Below are 20758 nucleotides of genomic sequence, written 5' to 3'. Positions count from 1 at the left end.
ATGTTTTCTCCTGAACTCGATCTTTGGCGGCTCACATGCGACCGCGGTGGGCATCGGGATCGTAGGGTGACTCAGCAATCACGCACGCCTTGCGCATTTCCCCCAATATCGGCACCTCGAGTTCGGTCCCGGGATTGCCAAGCTCGACAGGAAGCAGGGCGAAAGCGACGTCATAGCCAAGCGTATAGGCGTAACCGCCGGAGGTGATGCGGCCGGCGAGCTTGCCGTCATGATAGACACCTTCATGGATGAGCGAGCTTGCACCATCGGTCTCGATGGAAATCGTAACCGATCGCTGCTTGATCCCCTGCTCTTTCTGCCGAACCAGAGCCTGCCTGCCGATGAACTCGCCCTTGTCCAATCGAATGAAGCGGTCGAGGCTGCTTTCCCAGGCTGTCAGCTCGGGGTTCATGTCGCGATACATGGCACGGTAGGATTTTTCCAGCCGGAGGGATTCCAGCGCCTGCAGACCGATCAAGCGCAGGCCGTGCGGCTCGCCCGCTGCCAGCAAGGCTTCGAGCAGATGCCGCTGATAGCAAAGCGGGTGATAAAGCTCCCATCCCAGCTCGCCTTCATAATTCACGCGCAGCAGCCGGACGTCGGTGGCGAGACCGACCGTGGCTGATCTGACTCCAAACCAGGGGAAGCCCTCATTGGACAGATCGAGCTCAGTAAGCCCCTGAAGCACCTCGCGCGCCTTTGGCCCAACGATGGTGAAGCAGCCGCGCTCGTTCGTCACGTTCCGCAGCTGAACCGATCCATCCTTCGGCAGAAGTTTCGAAAGATCGTCGAAATTCCAGCGCTCGGCCCGCGGCGTCGAAATCAGATAGAACGTGCCATCCTCAAGACGGGACACGATATACTCCGCCTGGACGCCGCCATTCTTTGTCAGGTGATGGCTGAGATTGACGCGGCCGACTTTTGGCAGGCGATTGGCGAGAATGCCGTCGAGCCACGCTTCGGCGCCCGGACCGGAGATCTCGAACTTGGTCATCGGCGTCATTTCGACGAGACCGACGGCGTTGCGCACCGCATGGACTTCCTCGCCGACATACTTGCCCTTTTCCGTCCAGCGCCAGCTGTATTGATCCTTCGCCTCGACACCATCCGGCGCAAACCAGTTCGGCATCTCCCAACCGTTGAGGACACCCCAGACAGCCCCGCGCCTGGACAGGATATCATAGGAGGGTGCCGTCTTCTGGGGGCGAGCTGCCGGCATGTCCTGGCCCGGATAGTGCAACTCGGCGTGGGTGCCCCAGCTTTCGCGTACCTTTTGTCGCGTCCATTCCTTATTGGCATAGTCGCCGAAGCGGCGCGGATCGAGTTCGGAGGTATCCAGGCTGTTTGCTCCTTCGACGATGCGCTCCGACAGGTAATAGCCGATCGCGCCACCCCAGAGGATGCCACCCGGCACACCTTCGGCGATCCAGACATTCTCCAGTCCCCAGGCCGGCCCGACCAATGGCAACTCGTCAGCCGTCATCTGGAATGGGCCGCGCACATTCGCCTTGATGCCGACCCGGCCAAGAGCCGGAACAAGCTCCATCGCGCGCTCCCAGTTCCAGGAAACGGAATCGAAATCCTCTTCCAGCAAGTCGGCGCCAAACCATTCCGGAACGCCGTTCTCGGCAAAAAGCTTCAGGTGCTCCGTCTTCTCATAGGGGCCGAACATGAGACCATCACCCTCCTCGCGCAGATATCCCTCGAAGGCCTCGTCGCGCAGGATCGGCATTTCCGGCAACCCCTGGCGCTTGCGCTCCGCGACTTCCGGAACCGCATCGGTGATCCAATATTGATGGACGATCGGGATCGCCGGAATTTCAAGCCCGAGCATGGCGCCGGTCTGGCGCGCATAATTGCCGGTTGCCGAGATGACATGTTCGCAAATGATCTCGCCATTGTTGGTCAGGATCTTCCACTCGCCACCCGGCAAGCGTTCAAAGCCGCGAACCTCGGTGTTGAGATAGATCTTGGCACCGCGATCTCGAGCGCCTTTCGCCATCGCCTGCGTGACATCGGCGGGCGCTATATGGCCATCATCCGGGTGATAGAGGGCTGCCAACATCTCATGATTGTTTTCGAGCAACGGCCAAAGCTTGCGCGCTTCCTGCGGTGTGACGAGCTCAGCGCGAATGCCCTGAACGGCAGCAACGCTCATATAGCTCTTGTACTCGTCCAGGCGGTCGCGCGTATTGGCGATCCGCAGCTGCCCGCATTTGTGCCAACCGATATGCTGCCCGGTTTCCGCCTCCAGGCCCTCATATATCTCGATCGTCTTGGAGATCATTCGGCCGATGTTGATGCTGCGGGCGTAAGAAGGGATGAGGCCTGCCGCATGCCAGGTCGAACCCGCGGTGAGCTGGGTACGCTCCAGCAGCGCGACATCTGTCCAGCCACGTTTGGTGAGTCCATAGAGGATGGCGGCGCCGACACAACCACCACCGATGACAACGGCGCGAGCATGAGTTTGCATTAGGAGTTCCCGAGTTGATTTCGGGCGAGACTAGCGGCGGCGACTTCGGTTGTGACGTTGCAAAAAAATGCAAAGGAGCATAACTTCAGATTATGCATAGACTTCGATCGCTTGTACCTTCCGCCAATTATCTTTTCGTCTTCGAAGCGGCGGCGCGGCGGCGAAGCTTCACGGCGGCGGCCGAGGAGCTCAATGTGAGCCAGCCGGCCGTCAGCAAGACGATCAAGCTCCTGGAGGAGGCGACAGGACTGAAACTGTTTCGCCGCGAGCATACCCGCCTGGAACTGACCGCCGAGGGCCTGAGATTCTATCAGGAGACCCAGCAAGCCTTCGACCATCTCCACATGGTCCTGACCTCGTTGCGCACGAAGCATTCGAACGACACCGTCAGGGTTTCGTTCTCGGCCTCCTTCGTGCAACTCTGGCTTCTGCCGCGTCTTAAGGATTTCAAGGTGAAATATCCCGATATCGCGCTGCGCATCGAGGAAAGCAGCCGCGACGATCAGGACTTGAATGAAGAGAACATAGATATTTCAGCCCGGCTCGGCGCCGGCAAATGGCCGGGGATACACGCTTGGCATTTCGTGACCGAGGAGGTCATTCCCGTCTGCAGCCCGGATTATCTAAGGGAGCACGGCCCGATCAGCGAAGCTTCCGATTTGCTCAACCACCCGCTTCTGCACTTCGAAGAACGGCATCGTGTCCGGCTTGGCTGGCGTGAATGGCTGGCGCAGCATTCCGTTCCGGTCGCCCGCCTCAATCAGGATTTCATCTTCACGGACGCCCTCAGCTCGATCGAAGCCGCCGTTCTCGGACAAGGCATCGCGCTCGGCTGGAAGCACCTTGTTCATGACCACGTCCGGGCCGGCCGGTTGGTCTACCCGCTCGACGCGGTTCATCGTTCCGGCCAGACGATATATATCGTCATGCCGGCTCAGCGTCCTGCAAAGCATGGTGCGATGCTGTTTCGAGATTGGCTGCTCGACCAAGATGCGGACGCCCCGATCTTCGAAACGGCCGGGATGTCCGCGACCTAGAGCATCCGCTTTTCTTTGAATCGCGGAAACGCTCTATCTTCTTGTTTTCTTACGCATTCCGGACGGAAAACCGCAGCGCGCTTTTGCTGGATTGCTCTAGAATCTCTCTCCGGAAAAATGCGCAAGTTGTGCACCTACTTCGTAATAGGATTCTTTGAGGCCTCTAAAAGACGGGTCTTTCATATCGGTGACGGGCAAAGGTAAATCGGCTTCTTTCAACTCGCCGAGGACATGGCGAGCCAGGACCCGTCCGAAGACCGTTCCCGGCGCAATGCCGCGGCCGTTGTAGCCGGAAAAGCCCACAATATTCCGTTCGAAACGATGGAAGCGCGGCAGGGCATTATCCGTCATGCCGATCTTGCCGTACCATTCATATTCGAACTCGACAGGACCCAGCTGCGGAAACAGCCGCGCAAGCGAGCGTTTTGCCCAACTGGTATGAATGGCGGTGCCCGTGTTACGCAGAGCGCCGACGCTACCAAATACCAGCCGGCCGGCCCTGTCCATCCGGAAGGACGAGAGGATCTCCTTCGTGTCCCACACTCCTTCACGACCGGGAAGGATCGAATGGCGCAGCGAGGATGACAGCGGCCGGGTGGCAAGGTTGAAATAGGGTAGATGTACCTGCTCGCGGCGAACCTTCGCCCACGGCCCCTCGCTATAGGCATCAGTCGCAACGATAACCCATTTGGCCGTGACCGATCCAGCCGCGGTTGAGACCTTCCAGCCCGTCCCCTCCTGCGCATAGGAGTGGACAGGCGATCCTGTGTGCAGCCTGGCCCCGGCGTTCAACGCCGCATTCGCAAGGCCGCGCGCATAAGCAAGCGGTTGAAGTGTTCCAGCACGTCGATCAAGCAGCGCGCCAGCGTAGGCATTCGTACCGATGCGGGCTGCAGTCTCAGCCGCGTCCAAGATTTCGACCGGTGCTCCGCGCTTTTGCCATTGTCTCGCGCGCTCGTTGATTTCCTTCAGACCGGAGGCACCGACCGCGCAATGCAGGGTGCCGCTGCGTTCGAGCTCGCATTCTATGCCATGCTTGTCGATAATGGACATGACAACTTGCGGACCATCGCCGAGGAGCTGGAGCAGTCGCTCGCCGTGAATATTGCCAAGCTCTCCCGGTAGATCGTTGGGCATCACCCACATGCCGGCATTGATAAGGCCGACATTGCGGCCTGATCCGCCGAAGCCGACTTCATTACCCTCAAGCACGACGGCGCTCCGTCCGGCTTCGGCAAGATGCAGCGCAGCAGACAGCCCGGTGAAACCGCCACCGACAATCACCACATCCGCGGTAAGCGCGCCGGACAAGGAGATTGTCAGGGGAGCTGGGATGGCCGTTTTTTCCCACAGGCCGTGGGAGCGTGCGTCATTCAACATGTCATGGCTCCTTGCAACCAATCGCCGGGTCAACCGAGATCTTTGTTCTTCGATTGACCGAACACATAATCCGTGACCTTGGGCAGCAGGATTTCCTTGCGATAGCTTGGCGGTTTGTCACCGACGGACGCGCCGGCATTCAAGATCGCGGCCTGATAGTCATCCGCAAAAAGCGCATAGGGATAGGGAGCATCAATGGCACTGACGCTGTCGAGCTGCGAACGAAATTCGGCTGGGATCGTAAAATCCAGTGCGGCAAGATTATCGTCCAGTTGCGAAAGCCGGCTTGCACCAGCGATTGCGGCAGCGACACCGGGACGGTTTACGCACCAGTTGAGCGCCACCTGCGCCATGCTATGCCCCATCTCTCCGGCAATCCTTTCCAGCACAGCGAGGATGCGCGTGTTGCGCTCGGTGAACAATCCGAGGCCACCGCCTGATGCATCCTGTGAAAGCCGCGCCTGCTCTCCCGAGCCGGCGCGATACTTTCCGGAAAGAAGCCCCATGGCCAGCGGGCTCCACGCAGTGATGCTAATGCCAAGCGTCTCGGCGAGTGGCACGAATTCATGCTCGATGCTCCGTTCCACCATCGAATATGGCAGTTGCAGGCAAATGGGCTGGGTGAGCGAGTGCGCCTCCGCCCAGGTCTGGGCACGCGCAGCATACCAGCCCGGCACATCCGAGAGCCCGGCATAGCGGATCTTGCCGGCACGGACGAGGTCGTCGAATGTTCGCATGACTTCCTCAGCCGGGGTCATGCGGTCCCAGGTATGAAGGAGATAAAGATCGATATAGTCCGTCTTTAGACGCTTGAGCGAGGCATCCACGGCCTGCATCATCGCCTTGCGGCCATTTCCGCCTGCATTCGGATTGCCGGGTTTGAGACTATTGGAGAATTTCGTCGCGATGACGACCTCGTCACGCAAACCCGCTTCCGTCACGAAGGTGCCGACAAGACTTTCGCTGAGCCCGCCCGCATAGGAGTTGGCTGTGTCGATGAAGTTTCCACCAGCGGAAATATAGCGATTGAAGATCGCCCGTGCTGTCGGTTCGTCCGTACCCCAGCTTCCGCCAATGCCACGAATTCCACCATTGCCGAAGGTCATTGTGCCCAGCGCCAGACGACTGACGCGCAGCCCCGAGCGCCCGAGCAGATAATATTGATCGACAGTCATGTTCCCCCCGCTCGAAACTGCGATGCCTCACATGCTGCCTTCGTAAGGCCGGCGGGCAATGCTTTGCTGGACATAGTTGATCATCGTGATGAAATCGAAAACGGGGCGCCCAGTGGCGGCTTGCACGGCATGGGCATAGGGAGGAAGATCGCTGCACTCCAGGAGGATGGAACGTACATCGGGATGCTCTTTCACGAGACGGCGAGCAACCTGTGTGACTTCGCGTTCGATTTCCGTTGAATCAAGCGTTCCCTTTTCCTCAAGGATCGCCTCGCGAAACTCCGTCTGATCTTCCATGCCTGCGATCGCCAGCGAAATGCCGTCCGGCACGTTGCAGGCCCTGAAATGTCTCGGCGCGAGGCGCGAGGCGTTCGCGGTAATCAAGCCGACGCTGCCACCGCAAAGCGCATGCATGAAGGGAATTTGCATCAGGCTCGAAAGAAAGACCGGAATGTCCAGCGCCGCTGCCACTTCTTCCTGAAAATAGGCCATGAAGCCGCAAGCGCCGGTAATCGCCTTGACGCCGCGGCTCTGCAATTCCAGCGCCGCTTCCACAAAAGCATCCTTCAAGGCGGGATCGCGCTGGTTCAAGAGCCTGTCGATCGACGCTCCGCGAACCTCCTGAAACCGGACAGGATAAGTGTAGGTGGTGGCATTCCCGACATTGCCGGGAACGCAAGGATAGGCAGCATCGAGAATGAGGATACCGATCTGCTCTCCATACCAAGACTGCGTCTTGCGTGTGACCGTATAGACCGTCATCGCCAAATCTCCCAATATCTGTTGGAAAAGAGCAAGGGAGATTGCCTCCCCCGCTCAGCAAGACTTATTGCACCAGGCGTGGCGCACCGGTTTCGGCCGCCGTACCGTCAAGGCCATAGGATTTCAGAATCTTGACGATCGTCCCGTCCTTGTGCATCGCCTCGATGTTGCTATCGAGGGCTTCACCGAAGTCCTTTGCCTTCAGCGAGAAGGGAAAAGCGGCTTGCGCTGCCTCCTTGGTGGCCTTCACGCGCGGATCGGCCGCCGCGACCGCTACCTTGACTTCCTTGAGCACACCCTTCTGCGCGGCCACGACGCCCGTGGAGTAACCGTCGACGGCCACCTCGATGCGGCCGGCAAACAGATCCTGCTGCATGTTGACGGAATTCGGGTAGAGCTTCAGAGACGCGCCGAGCAACGTCTTGAGGTCGGCAACCCAGAGATAACCTTGAACGGTGCCGACCTTTTTCCCTTCAAGATCGGATACCTTCTTGAAGTCCTGCTTCGAGTAGATCGCCATCTGGTCCGTGTAGAGCGGTGCCGACAGGTTCATCGCCTTGGCACGCTCCGCGGTACGATACCAGTCGCCGGTGGTGATATCAGCCTGGCCGGAAAGCACATACTGGATCGCTGCGGCAGGGTCGACTGCAACTGCTTTGACGTTCAGGCATTCACGCTTGGCGAATTCGGCGGCGATATCGCCGTCGATCCCCTTCATATTACCGGTGTCGTCGAGATAGGAATGCGGCGCGTAGGTCGTGACAGCAACGGTCAAAGTACCTGGCTCGATCGTCGAGAACTTGTGCTTAGGCGTACAATCGGCAGCGTGCACGATCTGCGCCGACAGGAGCATACCGACAATACCGGGCAAAAGGAGATAAGTCTTGGACTTGAATGCGGGCATGCCGGAATTCCTTTCTGTGGAAGGTTAGCGTTGAGTGTAGAAGCTTGCGCGTTTCTCGACGTGATTGACGAGGAGGGCAGCAGGTATCGAAATGCAGGCATAGAGAGCACCCGCGCAAAGCAGGGCCGGAAAATAACGGAAGGTGTTGGAGCCGATTTCGTAAGCGCGGCTCACGAGTTCCGGCAGGGTGATCATGAAGCACAGCGAGGTGCCCTGAAAAATGAGGATCGAGAAACCGAGGAGCGCCGGCAGCGCCACACGCAGGCCCTGCGGAAGCAAGACGTAACGCAGCTCGTCGGTTCGGCTGAGGCCGAGCGCCTCGGCGGCTTCGCGCTGGCCATGCGCAATCGACTGGAGGCTCGCCCGGATAATCTCGCTGGTATAGGCACCGGTGTTCCAAGCGAGTGCTATTACCGCCGCGACAAAGGACTCGACCGTCAACCCGACACTCGGCAATCCGAAATATATGAATTGCAGAAGCACGAGTGCCGGCGCACCACGCCCGACTTCGACAAGAAAGAGCGAAACGTACCGCAAGGCTTTGTTGCGCGTCAGCACACCCAGGGCAAGCAAAAGTCCAAAAGGGATACCAAAGAGCAGGCTGAGCGCGGTGACCTGGACGCTAACGGACAGACCGCCGAGGAGATCCGGCATCCAGGTGATAATTTCCTCATAGCTTGGAAACATCAGCGCGCCACCTTGGATCTGAGATGGGCGTCAGCCAGCCGCGATAGCCACGCGACCGGCAAGCTGAGGAAAATGTAAAACAGCCCGACGATCGCGAAGACCTCAAGACCGCGGAATGTCAGCTGCGAAAGCTGGTTGCCTTGGTAGGCAAGCTCCGTCACACCGATTGTCGAGGCGACGGCTGTCTCTTTCATGAGGCCGATGAGATAGCTTGCCGCCGACGGTAAAGCCACTCTGAAAGCCTGCGGCGCCACCACATCCCTCATCGTATCCCACCGGCCGAGGTCGAGAGCCGCGCAGGCCTCCCACTGTCCGTGATGAATCGAGCTTAGGGCACCTCGGTAGATTTCCGCCATGTTTGCAGCCGCAATGAGTCCCAGACCGGCAAGTGCCGCCACAAACGGATTGATCGGGAAATAGCTCATCCCCAGACCGAAGAAGATGATGAACAGCCATAGGATCGGCGGGATTGCGCGGACGATCTGGATGAGGACACCGGCGGCGAGACGCACTGGAAGGAGACGGCTTCGACGAGCCGCGAGAAGAGGTACGGCAAGGATTGCACCGATCGCAAAGGAACCGGCCGTCAAGGCCGTGGTCCAAGCGAGGCCTCGAATGAACACAAGGAGGTCGGCGGCGTTCATCGATCATGCACCGCGCGAAGGAAACGGCGGGTCCGCTCGTGCTGTGGATTGCGCATGACCTCGGTCGACGGACCTTTTTCGACGATTTGGCCGTCTGCCATAATCATCACGGTGTCGGAGACGTTTTCGGCAAAACCCATTTCGTGGGTCACAACGACCATCGTCATCCCGCTCGTGGCCAGTTCGCGCATGACAGCCAGCACTTCGAGCCCGAGTTCCGGATCGAGCGCCGAAGTCGGCTCATCGAACAGCATGACCTCCGGATCGAGCGCCAAAGCCCGAGCGATCGCGATCCGCTGCTGTTGCCCGCCCGAACAACGGCCCGGAAACTGCCCTGCCTTTTCGGCAAGCCCGACGCGACTGAGCAGCTGCATCGAGCGCTCGTCTGCCTCCGCTCTGCTGCGGCCAAGCACGCGCTCTTGCGCGAGGCTGACATTGCGCAGCACAGACATGTGCGGAAAGAGGTTGAACGATTGAAAGACCATGCCGACACGCCGGCGCAGGCTCGAAAGCTCGGCACGAGACACCAATTGAGCTGCGTTGATCGTCGTTGAGCCTACAGTGATCGTACCACCCGAAGGCTGTTCGAGGTAGTTGATGCAACGAAGTAGCGTGCTCTTTCCCGAACCGCTGGGACCGATGATCGCGAGAACCTCGCCGGAGCTGACTTCGAGATCGATCCTGTCCAGAACGGTGTGGATTCCGTAGTGTTTGCTAAGAGAATGCAGGCCGATTTGTATTTTGCCGTATTGAGCTTTCATTTCTGGCCCAGCCCTAGGGTTTCTGCAGGGCAGAGATTTCGAAAGCCAGTTGCAGCTATTGCTGTCGCCAATGCCATTGGCCTCCCGATGACGCGCACGCTTAGCCGGCGGCGCGAACGCCCTGGCTCATAGCGTCGTATTGTTTGCTTTGTCGGTCGCTTCACTTTGGAAGCGCCGTGTTCCCGCTCTTTGTTGGCCAAACTTTAACAGTGGCGAAGAGGGATGGGAGTCCAAAAAAAATGTGACATCCAATAACTTGAGGTTATACCGCATCATTGGCAATAGAAGGGCAAAGAGTAATCCAGCTCGGCGGCGGCGGGGCGTTTTCCTCAAAGGGGCCGCAGGTGAAAGAGGAGACGGCTGGATAACCGCCTCGCCCAACAATTCGCCATCTTGCGCAATCAATGCACAGTCAGCGATCCAGAGCGCCTTGCGCTCATTGACAAAAATCCCGATGTGAAGGGAATCGACGCAACGCGCTACGGCTGCCCATGTCTTGGCCTGTTCAAACTCGCTCGGAGGCTAATGCAACAGGTGTGGACCTTGGGGAGGAAGCCCCTCGAGGAAGATTGCGCAAACGCGCCCCGGGTCGCTATCCAGCAAAATGCCAGCGTCGCAGTCAAGAACCAGAGCGATCAACTCGACAACCTCCAGCGTCGGGTCCGCACTCAATTCCACTATTTCGCCGATCTGCGAGAGCTTCAAACCCGTCATGACGGCAAGAGCGTCTCGAGTAAGGCGGCCGGTCGAGAAAAGCGCGCAGAGATTTGCCGACAGGTTGCGCGTCAGATCGCTTACCGGCCGGGTCATGGTTCCACCGTGATGGAACGACTTGGAAACCTTGTATGCAGCGGTGCGCGCTCGTGTATCACTGGATTGCCCGATAACAAACTTCCGAGATAAATATAAACCAAAGCCCATCCAGGGCGCATTTCGCATCCGCGCTCGTACAATGTTCGAGTTGCATGCCAATTCTGATGTCGCCTTGCTGTCCGCCCGGACATAGTCGCGCAGAAATCAGGTCGCTATATCCAAAGAGGGTGCGACAGCACAGCTTTTCGCTACGGAAACATTATTCATGTCTCTGCCTGGCGTCTTTCAGATTGGAGTCATGGGTTTCGGATTCGGACGAATATTGCTCCCGCCAATCCTGCGCAGGCGTTTTGGATGTGAACTCGCCGCTGATTTTCAGTTCGTGACGTGATCATCATCATGAGAGAATCAAACTTTCCCCAGCGCCGTGTGGTGTGGAGTTTCCGAGCGAATGCAGATCGCGCCGCGGCGACCTTCGCGCCACGACCACCAATGAAAAGAACACCCGCCTCATCGGCTATGGCGTTCAAGCGGCCGGAACTGGACTTTGACGGTGCCGGCCGATCGCACCTCCTGACAAGGAGACACCGGCCGCCGCGACGCGATCGGGATTCTGCCATAGCCCCCAAGTTTCTCAGAGACCAAGGCTGACGGTGCCGGGGCAAGGAGCTCCTCACCGACAAATACCGGCCCAAAGCATTCGGTTCTTCCTGCAGCGGAATGGATACGATCCGTAGCTTGAAGAAGCCAGCGCTACCCCATGTAGGTCATGACGCCACAATTGTGTTGGTCGCCAATCCCTTAGCCTCATAGCAAGTTGTTTATTCCTTGACGGCATCCCTCCTTCAGGTGGACAAATGGAGCGCGATTGCTTGGTTGGGTTTCGTTCTTTGACACTGTCACTTGACCGCACCAAAGTGAGGGAAACCACCCAACGTGTCCCATATCGAAGAGCTATCATGTCCTATTGAATGACCTCTGGTTTCCAACCTGTCGGCGCCTCTCTCGTGACCGACAGCGATCGACACACGATCTTTTGAGCGTGGGGCGTGTGGAAAAGGCGGACTGTCGGATTTAAAGGGTTCCGGAAAACCTAAAAATGGGGCTTTCTTGCCCGGCGATCCGGAAAACCGAAAACATTGCAGTTGCGAAGAAGCTAAGGAAACAATGCTGATACAGTTGCACGGGCGAGAAGTTTCCACGGATATCATCCGAGACATCAGTATTGCGCAGCTTCTCGTCCCGGATGATGCAAAGCGCCTCATCGAAGCATCACGAAAAGTGGTTCCGTTCGAGCACATCCTCGTCACGGGCCTCGATTTCGAGGGCTACAGGACGGGCACTGGGACCATCCTCGCGACAGATTTTCCGGCAGCATACCTAGCCAGCTATTTCGCCGAGGATCTTTTCACGCACGACCCCATGGCACGGATGTGTATAACGCAGCGCCGCAGAGTGACGGACGAAGAGGCCTGGGCAACTGAACAATCCGATGATGCCGACGGTCGGCTCCGCCAACTCCACGATCGGTACGCCATCCGAAACCGCATAGCGGTCCCGCTCACACGAGCAGACCGCATCTACGGCTCGTTGGTAGTCACCAGCGAGCATCGACTAACAGTGGGACAAGAGGAATATCTCAGCTTCATCGCCGAGCCGCTTCACTCGGCGCTCTCGAAACGATTCATCCCGGAAATCACAAAGCGTCTCGGCCTGACCAAGGGCGAGCTGCAGTGCGTGGAACTCGCGTCGCGCGGCCTGACCAGTGAGGAGATTGCCGAGGAAACCGCCTATTCAGTTTTGACGGTGAACAGCTATCTCAAAGCAGTGACGAAGAAACTTTCGTGCGCCAACAGAACCGAGGCGGTTGCCGAGGCAATCAGGCGCGGATTGATCGGTTAGGGGAACCCCGTAGCGGGACCGAAGTGCGACGTCGCACACTGAGACAAACCAGGCATCGCGATCACGTTACTCCGCCGTCAGATTCGATCGCGCCTACCCACCGTCCGGGTGCCGCCTGACCGTTAACAATGTACATAAATGCCGCTTAAAACCTGCATCGCGCCAGCCGCGATCGGACCAGAAATTGGCCTTGGATGCGCCGGTGTTTATCGGCGATCCTCTTAGCGGCTGGATATGCGGCGCGTTATCGCGAGCTGAATCAACTCCTGGGCTTTCAGGATCGAGGCGCCCGTAGCTCAAGCCACGGGGGATCGTTTTTCTCTCCGTCTACCTAAGCGGAATTCCCTTGCGATCCGCGACCTCATCGTGGAGTAATTGGGCGCCACCATTGGATAGTCTGCAGGCAACTTCCATTTGGCTCGATACTCTTCCGGCGTAAAGCCGAGCTTGACAAGATGTCTCTTCAGCGATCTGAATTTCTTCCCGTCCTCAAGGCATATGATGAAGTCGCCGGTGACGGAATCTCTGACCGTGACCGCAGGCATGATGATTGCCTCGCTGGGCAGCGCACCGCCAGCCAATCTCCTGACCATGCCTTTGACGGCCGAGATCGTCGCAGGAAGCTCGGTCGCCGGAACATGATTGAAGGAAACATACGCTCCCACTATTCGCGCAGTCGTACGGACGAAAAGTTCGTCGCCGCTGAAGGTTTCCGCAGGCCCCAAGGTGTCCCGCGTACCGTCATGTCTCTGTTCGTGTACTTGCATTAGCTGCTTTCACCTTTCTCTTGTCTAACCCTCTCGCCCCCAAGGGGAGCGATGAGGCGCCCCATCGGAGGCGCCGCCCGCCCCGTCGATGCCGATAGCGGTGATCTAGCCCGCCTGGCTGCCTGTAAGAAACTCTCGATGGAACCGCCGCTGAAGATCGTTGCGACACCAATGACGCAATACGCCGGACCGTTCGGCACGCTACACGCCGATCGACAGCAAAGCCCAGGTGGCGGCCGCTGCCACAATTGCCCAACGAAGCCAGCGGGCTTCGAAGTAGGATTGCATCGGCAATGCACCGGCAGTGCTGGAGAACGCTACAGGAATGCTGCTTTCAACATGGGGCGGCGGGGTCAGCCGTCGTCCGAAGATAGGGGGCCTCTCAGTCAGGACCTCACATCCTGCTCCAGGAGTTTCCAGTCTCGGCAGATCGATGAAGTAACCCTGCTGCCAAGCCGCTCCCGCCTCGAGGGCAGCGTTGCTGTCAACCTGCGTCTCCACGCCCTCTGCAACCACTGCCCCGCCAAACGCGCGCGCCAATCCAACGAGAGATTTGAGCGCCGCCTGCCCTTTTTCTGAATGCCTTGCCTGGCGCAGAAAGAAGGCGTCGATCTTCACGATATCAGGCCGTAGTGCATAGAGATCTCGGATCGCATCACGTCCAGCGCCAAAATCATCCAGCGCAATCTTGCATCCGAGCGCCCTCATCCGATCAGTAAACGCGGTTGCTGTGGGGATGGAGGGGATGGAAGAGGTCTCGGTAATTTCAATGGTCAAGCGCTGCGCCAGCTGAGGCTCTGCTTTGAGCCTGTATTCAAGGCCGGCCCACCAGCCGTCAATACGGGCGCTCTGCGCGGAGATGTTGATGCCGAGCCGCAGCTCTGGATCTGCCTGCAGGCGATCGATAGCACGCCAGACCATGTGGTTATCGAGTGCCCGGACCAGCCCCAGCCGTTCCATTGCGATGATCTCAGCCCCGGTTTGGCGTACAACCTCGCCGAACTGCGGAACGCGCAGCAGGCACTCGCTGTAGAGTAGGCTCTTCGACCGGCCCGCCATTCGGACCGGTTGGTAGGCGAACTTCAACTCGTCGGCGGCAAGATCATTGAGCAGCCGCGCCGCGGCGGTCATGTCACGGCGGTAGCGATCCGACCAATCGTCGCCATTGAGAACCGGATCTCCGCCGAAAGGCGGGTCGGACACAGCCGATTTCAGGAGGAGGTCATCGCCGTCGTTCGAAACGTTCTCAGTCGCAACCCCTGACACCTGCACCAGAGGCGCCACATGGATCCGCTCCCCCTCCCAACTCACCGGTTCGAGGGCGAGGGCGAGAGAGAGGCCTTCGATCAGCAAAGAAATATCGACCAGCGGCGGGTAAGCCTTCAGATCAACGCCAATGAGGTCTTCATCGATTTGACGCACGGGAGTGAGCCCTGGCCCAGCGAGCTGAACACCAAGCATCGCCCGAATGGCTGCGTCGCTGAGGAGATAACGCGACGCTGCGTCAGCCATGGCGCGCTGGGCCGCTTCAGCGGCATCGGCTCCAAAGGCCGCAACGATGTGCATTCGGTTGAGAACGCGAATATCAAGTCGCAACGCCCCTTGGCCCCCACTGATCGCAGGGGTTTCAGACGGCAAAAAAGTCCCGCGCGAGGTTCCTGCCAAAGCATTTTTGAGTGCAGTTGAGGGCAGTCCCGTCATAGGCGCCCCATCGCCGGCGTTCCCATTGCCCATCGAAAGCAATCCACGGTATCTGTCTCTAAAAGTTGGCGTTTCTCTACGACGATCACCAAGATTTTTCCACCTAGAGCTTTTCCGGGAAAAGTGCGCAGCCGTTTTCCGTCCGGAATGCGCAAAAAAAAAGAAGATAGAGCGCTTCCGCGATTCAGAGAAAAGCAGAAACGCTCTAGTAACCTGATCCTCTCACACATCTTCGATCGAAGAATCATTCGGATTTCACGCAAACCTGCATCGTGGGACGTCGCCGATAATACGCACTTAGGCGTCCGACGTATTTTCGATTTGGGTGCACGTTGTTAAATTAGGACCGAAATTTTCACTTCCGATGGTGGTAGTTACGTCGCCGTCCGGCGAAATTCGCGGGGAGTCATATTGACGAAGCGTTTGAAGGTTGACGCGAAATGCGCTTGGTTCACAAATCCGCACATGAACGCGATCGATGAATGATCCAGCCGCAGATCGGCGAGATATCGCTTACCCCTTTGGATGCGTCTCATGAGAACATATTGATGAGGTGTCATCCGCGTGGCGGCCTTGAACCTGCGGAGAAACTGAGCGCGTCCAACGCCCACAATCGCAGCAAGTTCATTGAGCGTCAGGTTTGACGCCAGATTGGCCTCAATGTAGTCGGCAACAGAGCCAACTTGTCTCGCGCTCAGCGCTTCCGCCTGTGCTGGCTTGATACGCCCAGGGTTTGCCGTCGAGTGCTTATGAAGGAGATGTGAGGCAAGCGCACGCGAAAGATAGTCCATCTTAAGCGAATTGCTGAGGGGAGGATCGCCAAGGGACGCCTTAATCGATGCCAAGAACCATCTGAGAACCGGATCGTCCGTGGAAAGCTCCGAGACTATAGTTCGCTTAGCCTCGCGATCGGAGAATAGTTCGCCAGCGACCTCGTCGAGAATATCCTGTCTGAGGTAGGTGTGCATCGCCTCGAGCGGATTTCCGATCTCATCGTGAACAGCTTCACCCGGTGCCGTAATCGTGACGAGGTTTTTCGGAAAACGTTGATGCTGTTCCCCTTCGATGCTGGATCGGCGCATGTCGATACCGGTAAAGGTTGTCGCGAACCAGGCAGCCGGGATCGCCCTGTGCAGTGCCTCATGGGGTTGTTCGGTTGTCAGCGCCACATAAATATTTGTCCAGCCAAGTCCTTGGCTCGATTTCACCAAACCAACGTTGGCGTCTATGCGAAGAGACGTCTGCTCCAATGTAAATTCGCCAAGCTGCGCCGAACGACCGGATGTTGAGAAGCTCGGGGCGACATGATCGTCCCAACCGGACGTTTTGCTGCCAGTTCCACATGGCGCTTCGCCCTGGCTCGATTGAACAGTTTGGCGGGCCATCATTCACGGTGCCCTGTTTCACGAACGTAGCGCGTCGAAAATCGTTTCATTGCGCAGCGCCGTTTATGTGGATCTGGCCCTGAATTTACTGCGTAATGGTATTTCGTTACAACCAATATCAGTGTCATGAACTTTCCCAATCCTCATGCACTCAGAACCGGCGACGAAAAGCGCCCGGAGACAGCTTGACAAAGCGCTTGAACACCGCAGTGAGGTGTGCCTGGTTCGCAAAACCGCACGCGGCGGCGATCTCGCTCAAGCTCATCCGCGCGGGCACAAGCAGTTCCTTTGCTTTCTCGATCCGAATCTCCATCACCCGCTGATAGGGCGAGGTTCCGGTTGAAGCCTTAAAGCGCCGCAGAAACTGCGTCCGGCTGAGACCAAGCAGATTTGCAAGATCGGCAATCGAAATCTCGCTCGCGAGATTGCCCTCGATGTACTCCCGAAGGACCCGCATCTGTCGCGCGGCGAGGTCGTTAGCCGGCCGGACGAATTCCGACCTGTACCCCATGGAGAGGATATGCGCCGCAAGCGCACGCGTGAGGTGATCAACCTTCAATTGCGCTTCGCTTGCAGGATCTCGAAGTGCCTGCTGAACGATTTGCAGCAGAGGCGCCATCACCGGATCGCCGACGCAGAAAGCTGGTGCAATCGACACCTCTTCGCCGCGACCTGGAAACATTTCCGCCGCCACTTCGCCAATTATGGAATTTGACAGAAAAACGTGAAGCGCGTTGGCTGCCAGACCGATGACGTCGCGGACGTTCTCCCCGGGAGGGGTGATTGTCACCACATTGCTTGGAATTGAGGGATCGTAGTCCTCACGGCCTCGTATGATGCGCCGCAGGCTGGTCCTGGTGAGTCCGGTAGCAATCCATACCGCCGGTATCGGCCGTCGCTCGGTCTCGTGCGGTCGCTCGTGCGTTACCGCGGCATAAGTGCCATGCCAACCGAGTTGTGTACTATCCCTCAAGAACGTAACAGCCTCGTTGCCATCAAAAAAGCTCCGACCGATACCGTCGGGCAACGTCCCAGCTGCAAGGGAGTTCGGCAACGAATTGAAAACACGGTTCTGTGGGACAACAGTATTCATATCCGCTCTGCCCGCAACTTTATCAATAGCGGCAGCTGAGATCGAGCCGACACTGGGTGTATTGTTTAAATTTTCCTGGTCTTATCGAGACTTCGTCATGAAAGACCGCCGACTTCGCGCAATTTATTATTCTGCTGGCGAATTTCGCACTTTTAAGAGCTTTCCAACCGCCTGTTTCTTCTTAAGATTCCTTGCTTTGTTCTCAAACGGTCATTTCGATTGGTATCTGGTCATTTTGGTGGGGATCTTGGGTTTGACCACCCGCATCATGCTTTGGCTGAGCCATCAGAACACCCGCTCGGCGCGCCCTGATGTTGCCGCGGCGGCATTGGCCGCACGAATCATCAGCGCGAACTCGAGCGAGGTCAGAGTGAGATGCAGATGAATAAAGCGCGGCAGAATCTCGATCGCCTGCCCGCCGGGCGCGCGCACGACAAAGAGCCCTTGCCCTTGTCCTTTCTCGATCATGCGCCGAATATGCCCTCGCGACACCCCGAAGCTTTTTGCCAGCTGATTGTAAGCGCACGAAACAACTGTCGGCTCCACCGGACCTTTGTTCGTCATGGCAATCCACAGCTTGAACATCACTTCCCGGCCCGCGTTCTGCTTGCCGAAAAGATCGAATTCGGGGAGAGCAAGGGCGATCCTGCAACCACTCTCGTAAAGGCGCATAGATTCTGCATAATACCGACCAACAAATTCCGGATCGGCGCGCATGATTTGAAGATAGTCGTGCTCGTTTGAGAGCAACTGCATAGGTCTCAGCGTTGCGACCGTCATTGCCTCGGCAACGGCAAGCCCTCGTGCCGTTGGCTCTATGAGCTTTATACGCCGATCACTTGCTACATGCCTCTGCTGGAGCCAGCCCGCATGCCTCATAATAGCGACAAGCGCAGCAACACGATTGGGACCCGCCAAACCAAATCGTGCAGCAAATGCCTGCAGCCGCGTCGTGGTCGCACCTGAACTTGGATCGTGCGGATCTCTCGAATGATGCATCGCAAGCCATGCGACGCTGATCATATAGCGGGCCTCCTCGCTGATGATCCTCGTCAGCGCGTATGTCTTCTCGAAGTTCTCGGTCACCAGCTCAGCATAGAGGCGAAGTGCCGCATGAAATGATGGATGCTCCTGCAGTGCCTTTGCATCGTCGACCAACCAACTCGGCAGATCGAGATCGCCGACACTCCGACCCAATGGTTGGGCCGCAAATTCCTCTTGAATACGAACCATTCAGTGCTCTCTACGCGACAGAATTCTTGCTATTTGCATTCGATCTCCCACCCTACTGTCCCGGTGGCGTTCGGCCGTCCGACCTTCTCTTTCGCACCTCCTTTGTTTCCTCATATTCTCAGTCGATACGAGACAACCTGCCGCCACAATGCTTGCGTGGCCCCGAAGGTTCCGTTCGACGCACCCAACTCCCGGACAGCGAATTTCAGATTACCGCTGAAGGCTGCGACGGCGCAGGGACTTCAAGCGGCAATTTCTCCGCTTGTGCGGCCGTGCGACACGCGAAAAGCAAGACAACGCAACCACCTCTTGTCAGAGGTGGTCGCGCATTGATGTCCGCGGCCAACGGTCCCGCCAAAAAACTATCAGGGGCCTCCGCTAAGAACTGCCGAAGCGAATTTGCGTCCGAGTACCTAGCGCAAGGCTCCATCATGCCGGCCCATCGTCTTGCCGACGGCATCGTCGTCATAGCGGGATCGGTGTTCCAACACGCCTCGGAAAAGTAGGCATCGAGAAATACCGAGGAAGAGCGAACTGCAGATAATGCGCCGTTCCTCATCGCGTTATCCCCAAGGCGAAGCAGCGATGAGATTTGTTCGTGCGCAGCTGCTTTTCGCCGTCCATCAATAGAGCATTGGGGCCAGAGACGCGTCTCCAAATCGAAACTTTTTACCCGATAAGGTTGCTGCACTCGTACCCTCGAAGCGAATCCGTCCATATGCTTCAACTTATCGTTATCCGAATTTTAGGGTTTTTACACCCCTATTTTTAGGCTGCGGTGACAATCCAATATTCACGGCGCAGAGTACGTCTCTATGTCGCACCAAGGAGGAGCGATTGGCGCAACAGTCGCAAGCTAGCGCACGCCAGCCCAAAAGATCTTCGCTGCCAACCCGACCAAAGTGCCTATGCAGCTTGCACAACTCAAGACGCTCTAGATCGGTAGTCAGCCCAAAATCGGCGCTCCGAGTTCATCTGCTCATTGAACAAAGTTGCAGGCAGGGGCCTGGTGGAGAACCCTCGATACCGCCATGCGGCAAATACATCGAAGCCTGACACTCGACGGCTGCAGTCCCAGATGGACCTACGGAAATGCGGCAGCCGGACAGCGAATGAAAGGATGCCGGCCTTCGTCGAAGCGCCCCGCCTCCTGCCTTGTTCGGCAGCTCCAGGTATTTGCCTTTCGCCGCCAGACGGAAAGGAGTGGCCATGTACGGTTGATTTGCAAATGAACATAGGAAAGTGAACTAGGGAGATCGGATTAGGCTCCCGAGCGTATGATCGAGATGGCGACACAGCCACTTCCGGCGGACATGAGCATGGCCTGACCACCGGTGCCAAGCGCATAGACCGGAACACCCGAAAGCGGTTGTATTGCCTGACTACCTTGTGGCAGGAAAGAGGCGGCGGCCTGACAGTTCTGCTGGAAGGGAACCACGCGCACCATGTTGCCCTCGCAGCCCTCCCCGGTGGGCGCGGCGAATACGAGCCCAGCAGCGGGGCCGGAATAACCCTTGTCGGATTTGAACATCATGCCGACAATGCCTTGGAGCGAATGGCGATCAGGCTCCGCCTTCGCGGTCTGCGTCTGCACCATAAACTGGGTTCCGTTCGTCAACGAATTTCCGAGACCTGCATAGGTTGCGGCGCAGCTATTGGCACCCGCCTGCTTGGCGTGGGTCAGGAACAGATCCGTTGTGGCCGGAGCAGCCTCAGCAGAGATACGTTGTTGCGGGGTCGGCGCCGGATCGGCGGCAGCCTTCTGTTTGTCCATGGCCTGCGCAATCGATTCCCCGAGGACGGGGAACTTGTAGAATCCGATTCCGCCCGCTGCGATCACGACGACGGCGGCGATGGCGTAGATCAGTGGGCGCCGCCAGCCTTTCTTTGTCGGCTCTTCGTGATTTGCCGACAGATCACGGTCGCCTCCTGTGTCGCGGCGCGCGTCCATGATCCGCTGGTGGATGCTCTTCACTTCATTTTCGTTCACGGCTGGTCCTTTCGGTATCGGCGGCAATCACGGCGGTGCACACCGGAAAAA

The 20758-nt window shown here is 57.8% G+C and carries 17 protein-coding genes; 2 read left to right on the top strand and 15 right to left on the bottom strand.

Annotation, left to right across the window (positions count from 1 at the left end; genetic code table 11):
* Window positions 1-31 precede the first annotated feature (31 nt).
* Window positions 32-2473, bottom strand: coding sequence for a GcvT family protein (locus RHSP_RS18180; RefSeq protein ID WP_037152717.1), 2442 nt, complete (start codon window positions 2471-2473; stop codon window positions 32-34).
* A gap of 92 nt (window positions 2474-2565) precedes the next feature.
* Between RHSP_RS18180 and RHSP_RS18175 the strand changes: the two genes are divergently transcribed.
* A complete protein-coding gene (locus RHSP_RS18175; protein WP_037152715.1) occupies window positions 2566-3510 on the top strand; it encodes a LysR substrate-binding domain-containing protein in 945 nt (314 codons plus the stop codon).
* Window positions 3511-3606: 96 nt separating this feature from the next.
* On the opposite strand, the gene RHSP_RS18170 is transcribed toward RHSP_RS18175, so the two are convergent.
* The 8 genes from RHSP_RS18170 to RHSP_RS18135 form a co-directional block, all read right to left on the bottom strand.
* Entirely contained in the window at window positions 3607-4890 is a 1284-nt protein-coding gene (locus RHSP_RS18170; protein WP_004120431.1) for an NAD(P)/FAD-dependent oxidoreductase, read from the bottom strand.
* Between the two features lie 29 nt (window positions 4891-4919).
* Window positions 4920-6065: an aldo/keto reductase gene (locus tag RHSP_RS18165; protein ID WP_004120429.1), complete on the bottom strand. Its 1146-nt coding sequence runs from the start codon at window positions 6063-6065 to the stop codon at window positions 4920-4922.
* A gap of 27 nt (window positions 6066-6092) precedes the next feature.
* Complete coding sequence (locus RHSP_RS18160; RefSeq protein WP_004120427.1) at window positions 6093-6827, bottom strand: aspartate/glutamate racemase family protein; 735 nt, start codon at window positions 6825-6827, stop codon at window positions 6093-6095.
* A 64-nt stretch (window positions 6828-6891) separates the two neighbouring features.
* A complete protein-coding gene (locus RHSP_RS18155; protein ID WP_004120426.1) occupies window positions 6892-7731 on the bottom strand; it encodes a substrate-binding periplasmic protein in 840 nt (279 codons plus the stop codon).
* Window positions 7732-7755: 24 nt separating this feature from the next.
* A complete protein-coding gene (locus RHSP_RS18150; RefSeq protein ID WP_004120424.1) occupies window positions 7756-8418 on the bottom strand; it encodes an amino acid ABC transporter permease in 663 nt (220 codons plus the stop codon).
* Complete coding sequence (locus RHSP_RS18145) at window positions 8418-9062, bottom strand: amino acid ABC transporter permease (protein WP_004120422.1); 645 nt, start codon at window positions 9060-9062, stop codon at window positions 8418-8420. The genes RHSP_RS18150 and RHSP_RS18145 overlap by 1 nt, the downstream gene beginning before the upstream one ends.
* Window positions 9059-9823 carry an amino acid ABC transporter ATP-binding protein gene (locus RHSP_RS18140; RefSeq protein ID WP_004120420.1) on the bottom strand — a complete coding sequence of 255 codons (765 nt, stop codon included), beginning with the start codon at window positions 9821-9823 and terminating at the stop codon, window positions 9059-9061. The genes RHSP_RS18145 and RHSP_RS18140 overlap by 4 nt, the downstream gene beginning before the upstream one ends.
* A 522-nt stretch (window positions 9824-10345) precedes the next feature.
* Window positions 10346-10762, bottom strand: a complete 417-nt coding sequence (locus tag RHSP_RS18135) for a helix-turn-helix domain-containing protein (RefSeq protein ID WP_157385372.1) — start codon at window positions 10760-10762, stop codon at window positions 10346-10348.
* A gap of 1041 nt (window positions 10763-11803) precedes the next feature.
* On the opposite strand from RHSP_RS18135, the gene RHSP_RS33125 reads away from it, so the two are divergent.
* The gene (locus RHSP_RS33125; RefSeq protein WP_004120417.1) at window positions 11804-12538 is read left to right on the top strand and encodes a helix-turn-helix transcriptional regulator; all 735 of its coding nucleotides are present in this window, start codon (window positions 11804-11806) and stop codon (window positions 12536-12538) included.
* A 296-nt stretch (window positions 12539-12834) separates the two neighbouring features.
* On the opposite strand, the gene RHSP_RS18125 is transcribed toward RHSP_RS33125, so the two are convergent.
* From RHSP_RS18125 to RHSP_RS18100, 6 genes are all read right to left on the bottom strand, one after another.
* Window positions 12835-13305 (bottom strand): MucR family transcriptional regulator, encoded by a 471-nt coding sequence (locus RHSP_RS18125; RefSeq protein WP_081615329.1) that lies wholly within the window; start codon window positions 13303-13305, stop codon window positions 12835-12837.
* A 201-nt stretch (window positions 13306-13506) separates the two neighbouring features.
* Window positions 13507-15006, bottom strand: a complete 1500-nt coding sequence (locus RHSP_RS33120) for an EAL domain-containing protein (RefSeq protein ID WP_157385371.1) — start codon at window positions 15004-15006, stop codon at window positions 13507-13509.
* A 374-nt stretch (window positions 15007-15380) separates the two neighbouring features.
* Window positions 15381-16394, bottom strand: coding sequence for a helix-turn-helix domain-containing protein (locus tag RHSP_RS18115; protein ID WP_004120413.1), 1014 nt, complete (start codon window positions 16392-16394; stop codon window positions 15381-15383).
* A gap of 148 nt (window positions 16395-16542) precedes the next feature.
* Window positions 16543-17484 carry a helix-turn-helix domain-containing protein gene (locus RHSP_RS18110; RefSeq protein ID WP_004120411.1) on the bottom strand — a complete coding sequence of 314 codons (942 nt, stop codon included), beginning with the start codon at window positions 17482-17484 and terminating at the stop codon, window positions 16543-16545.
* A 285-nt stretch (window positions 17485-17769) separates the two neighbouring features.
* On the bottom strand, window positions 17770-18717 hold the full coding sequence (locus RHSP_RS18105) for a hypothetical protein (RefSeq protein ID WP_004120409.1): 948 nt from the start codon (window positions 18715-18717) through the stop codon (window positions 17770-17772).
* A gap of 1261 nt (window positions 18718-19978) precedes the next feature.
* Window positions 19979-20707 carry a hypothetical protein gene (locus RHSP_RS18100; protein ID WP_004120407.1) on the bottom strand — a complete coding sequence of 243 codons (729 nt, stop codon included), beginning with the start codon at window positions 20705-20707 and terminating at the stop codon, window positions 19979-19981.
* Window positions 20708-20758 lie beyond the last annotated feature (51 nt).

The organism is Rhizobium freirei PRF 81 (genome assembly GCF_000359745.1).
Classification (GTDB): Bacteria; Pseudomonadota; Alphaproteobacteria; order Rhizobiales; family Rhizobiaceae; genus Rhizobium; species Rhizobium freirei.
This window is presented reverse-complemented; position numbering and strand designations above follow the sequence as displayed.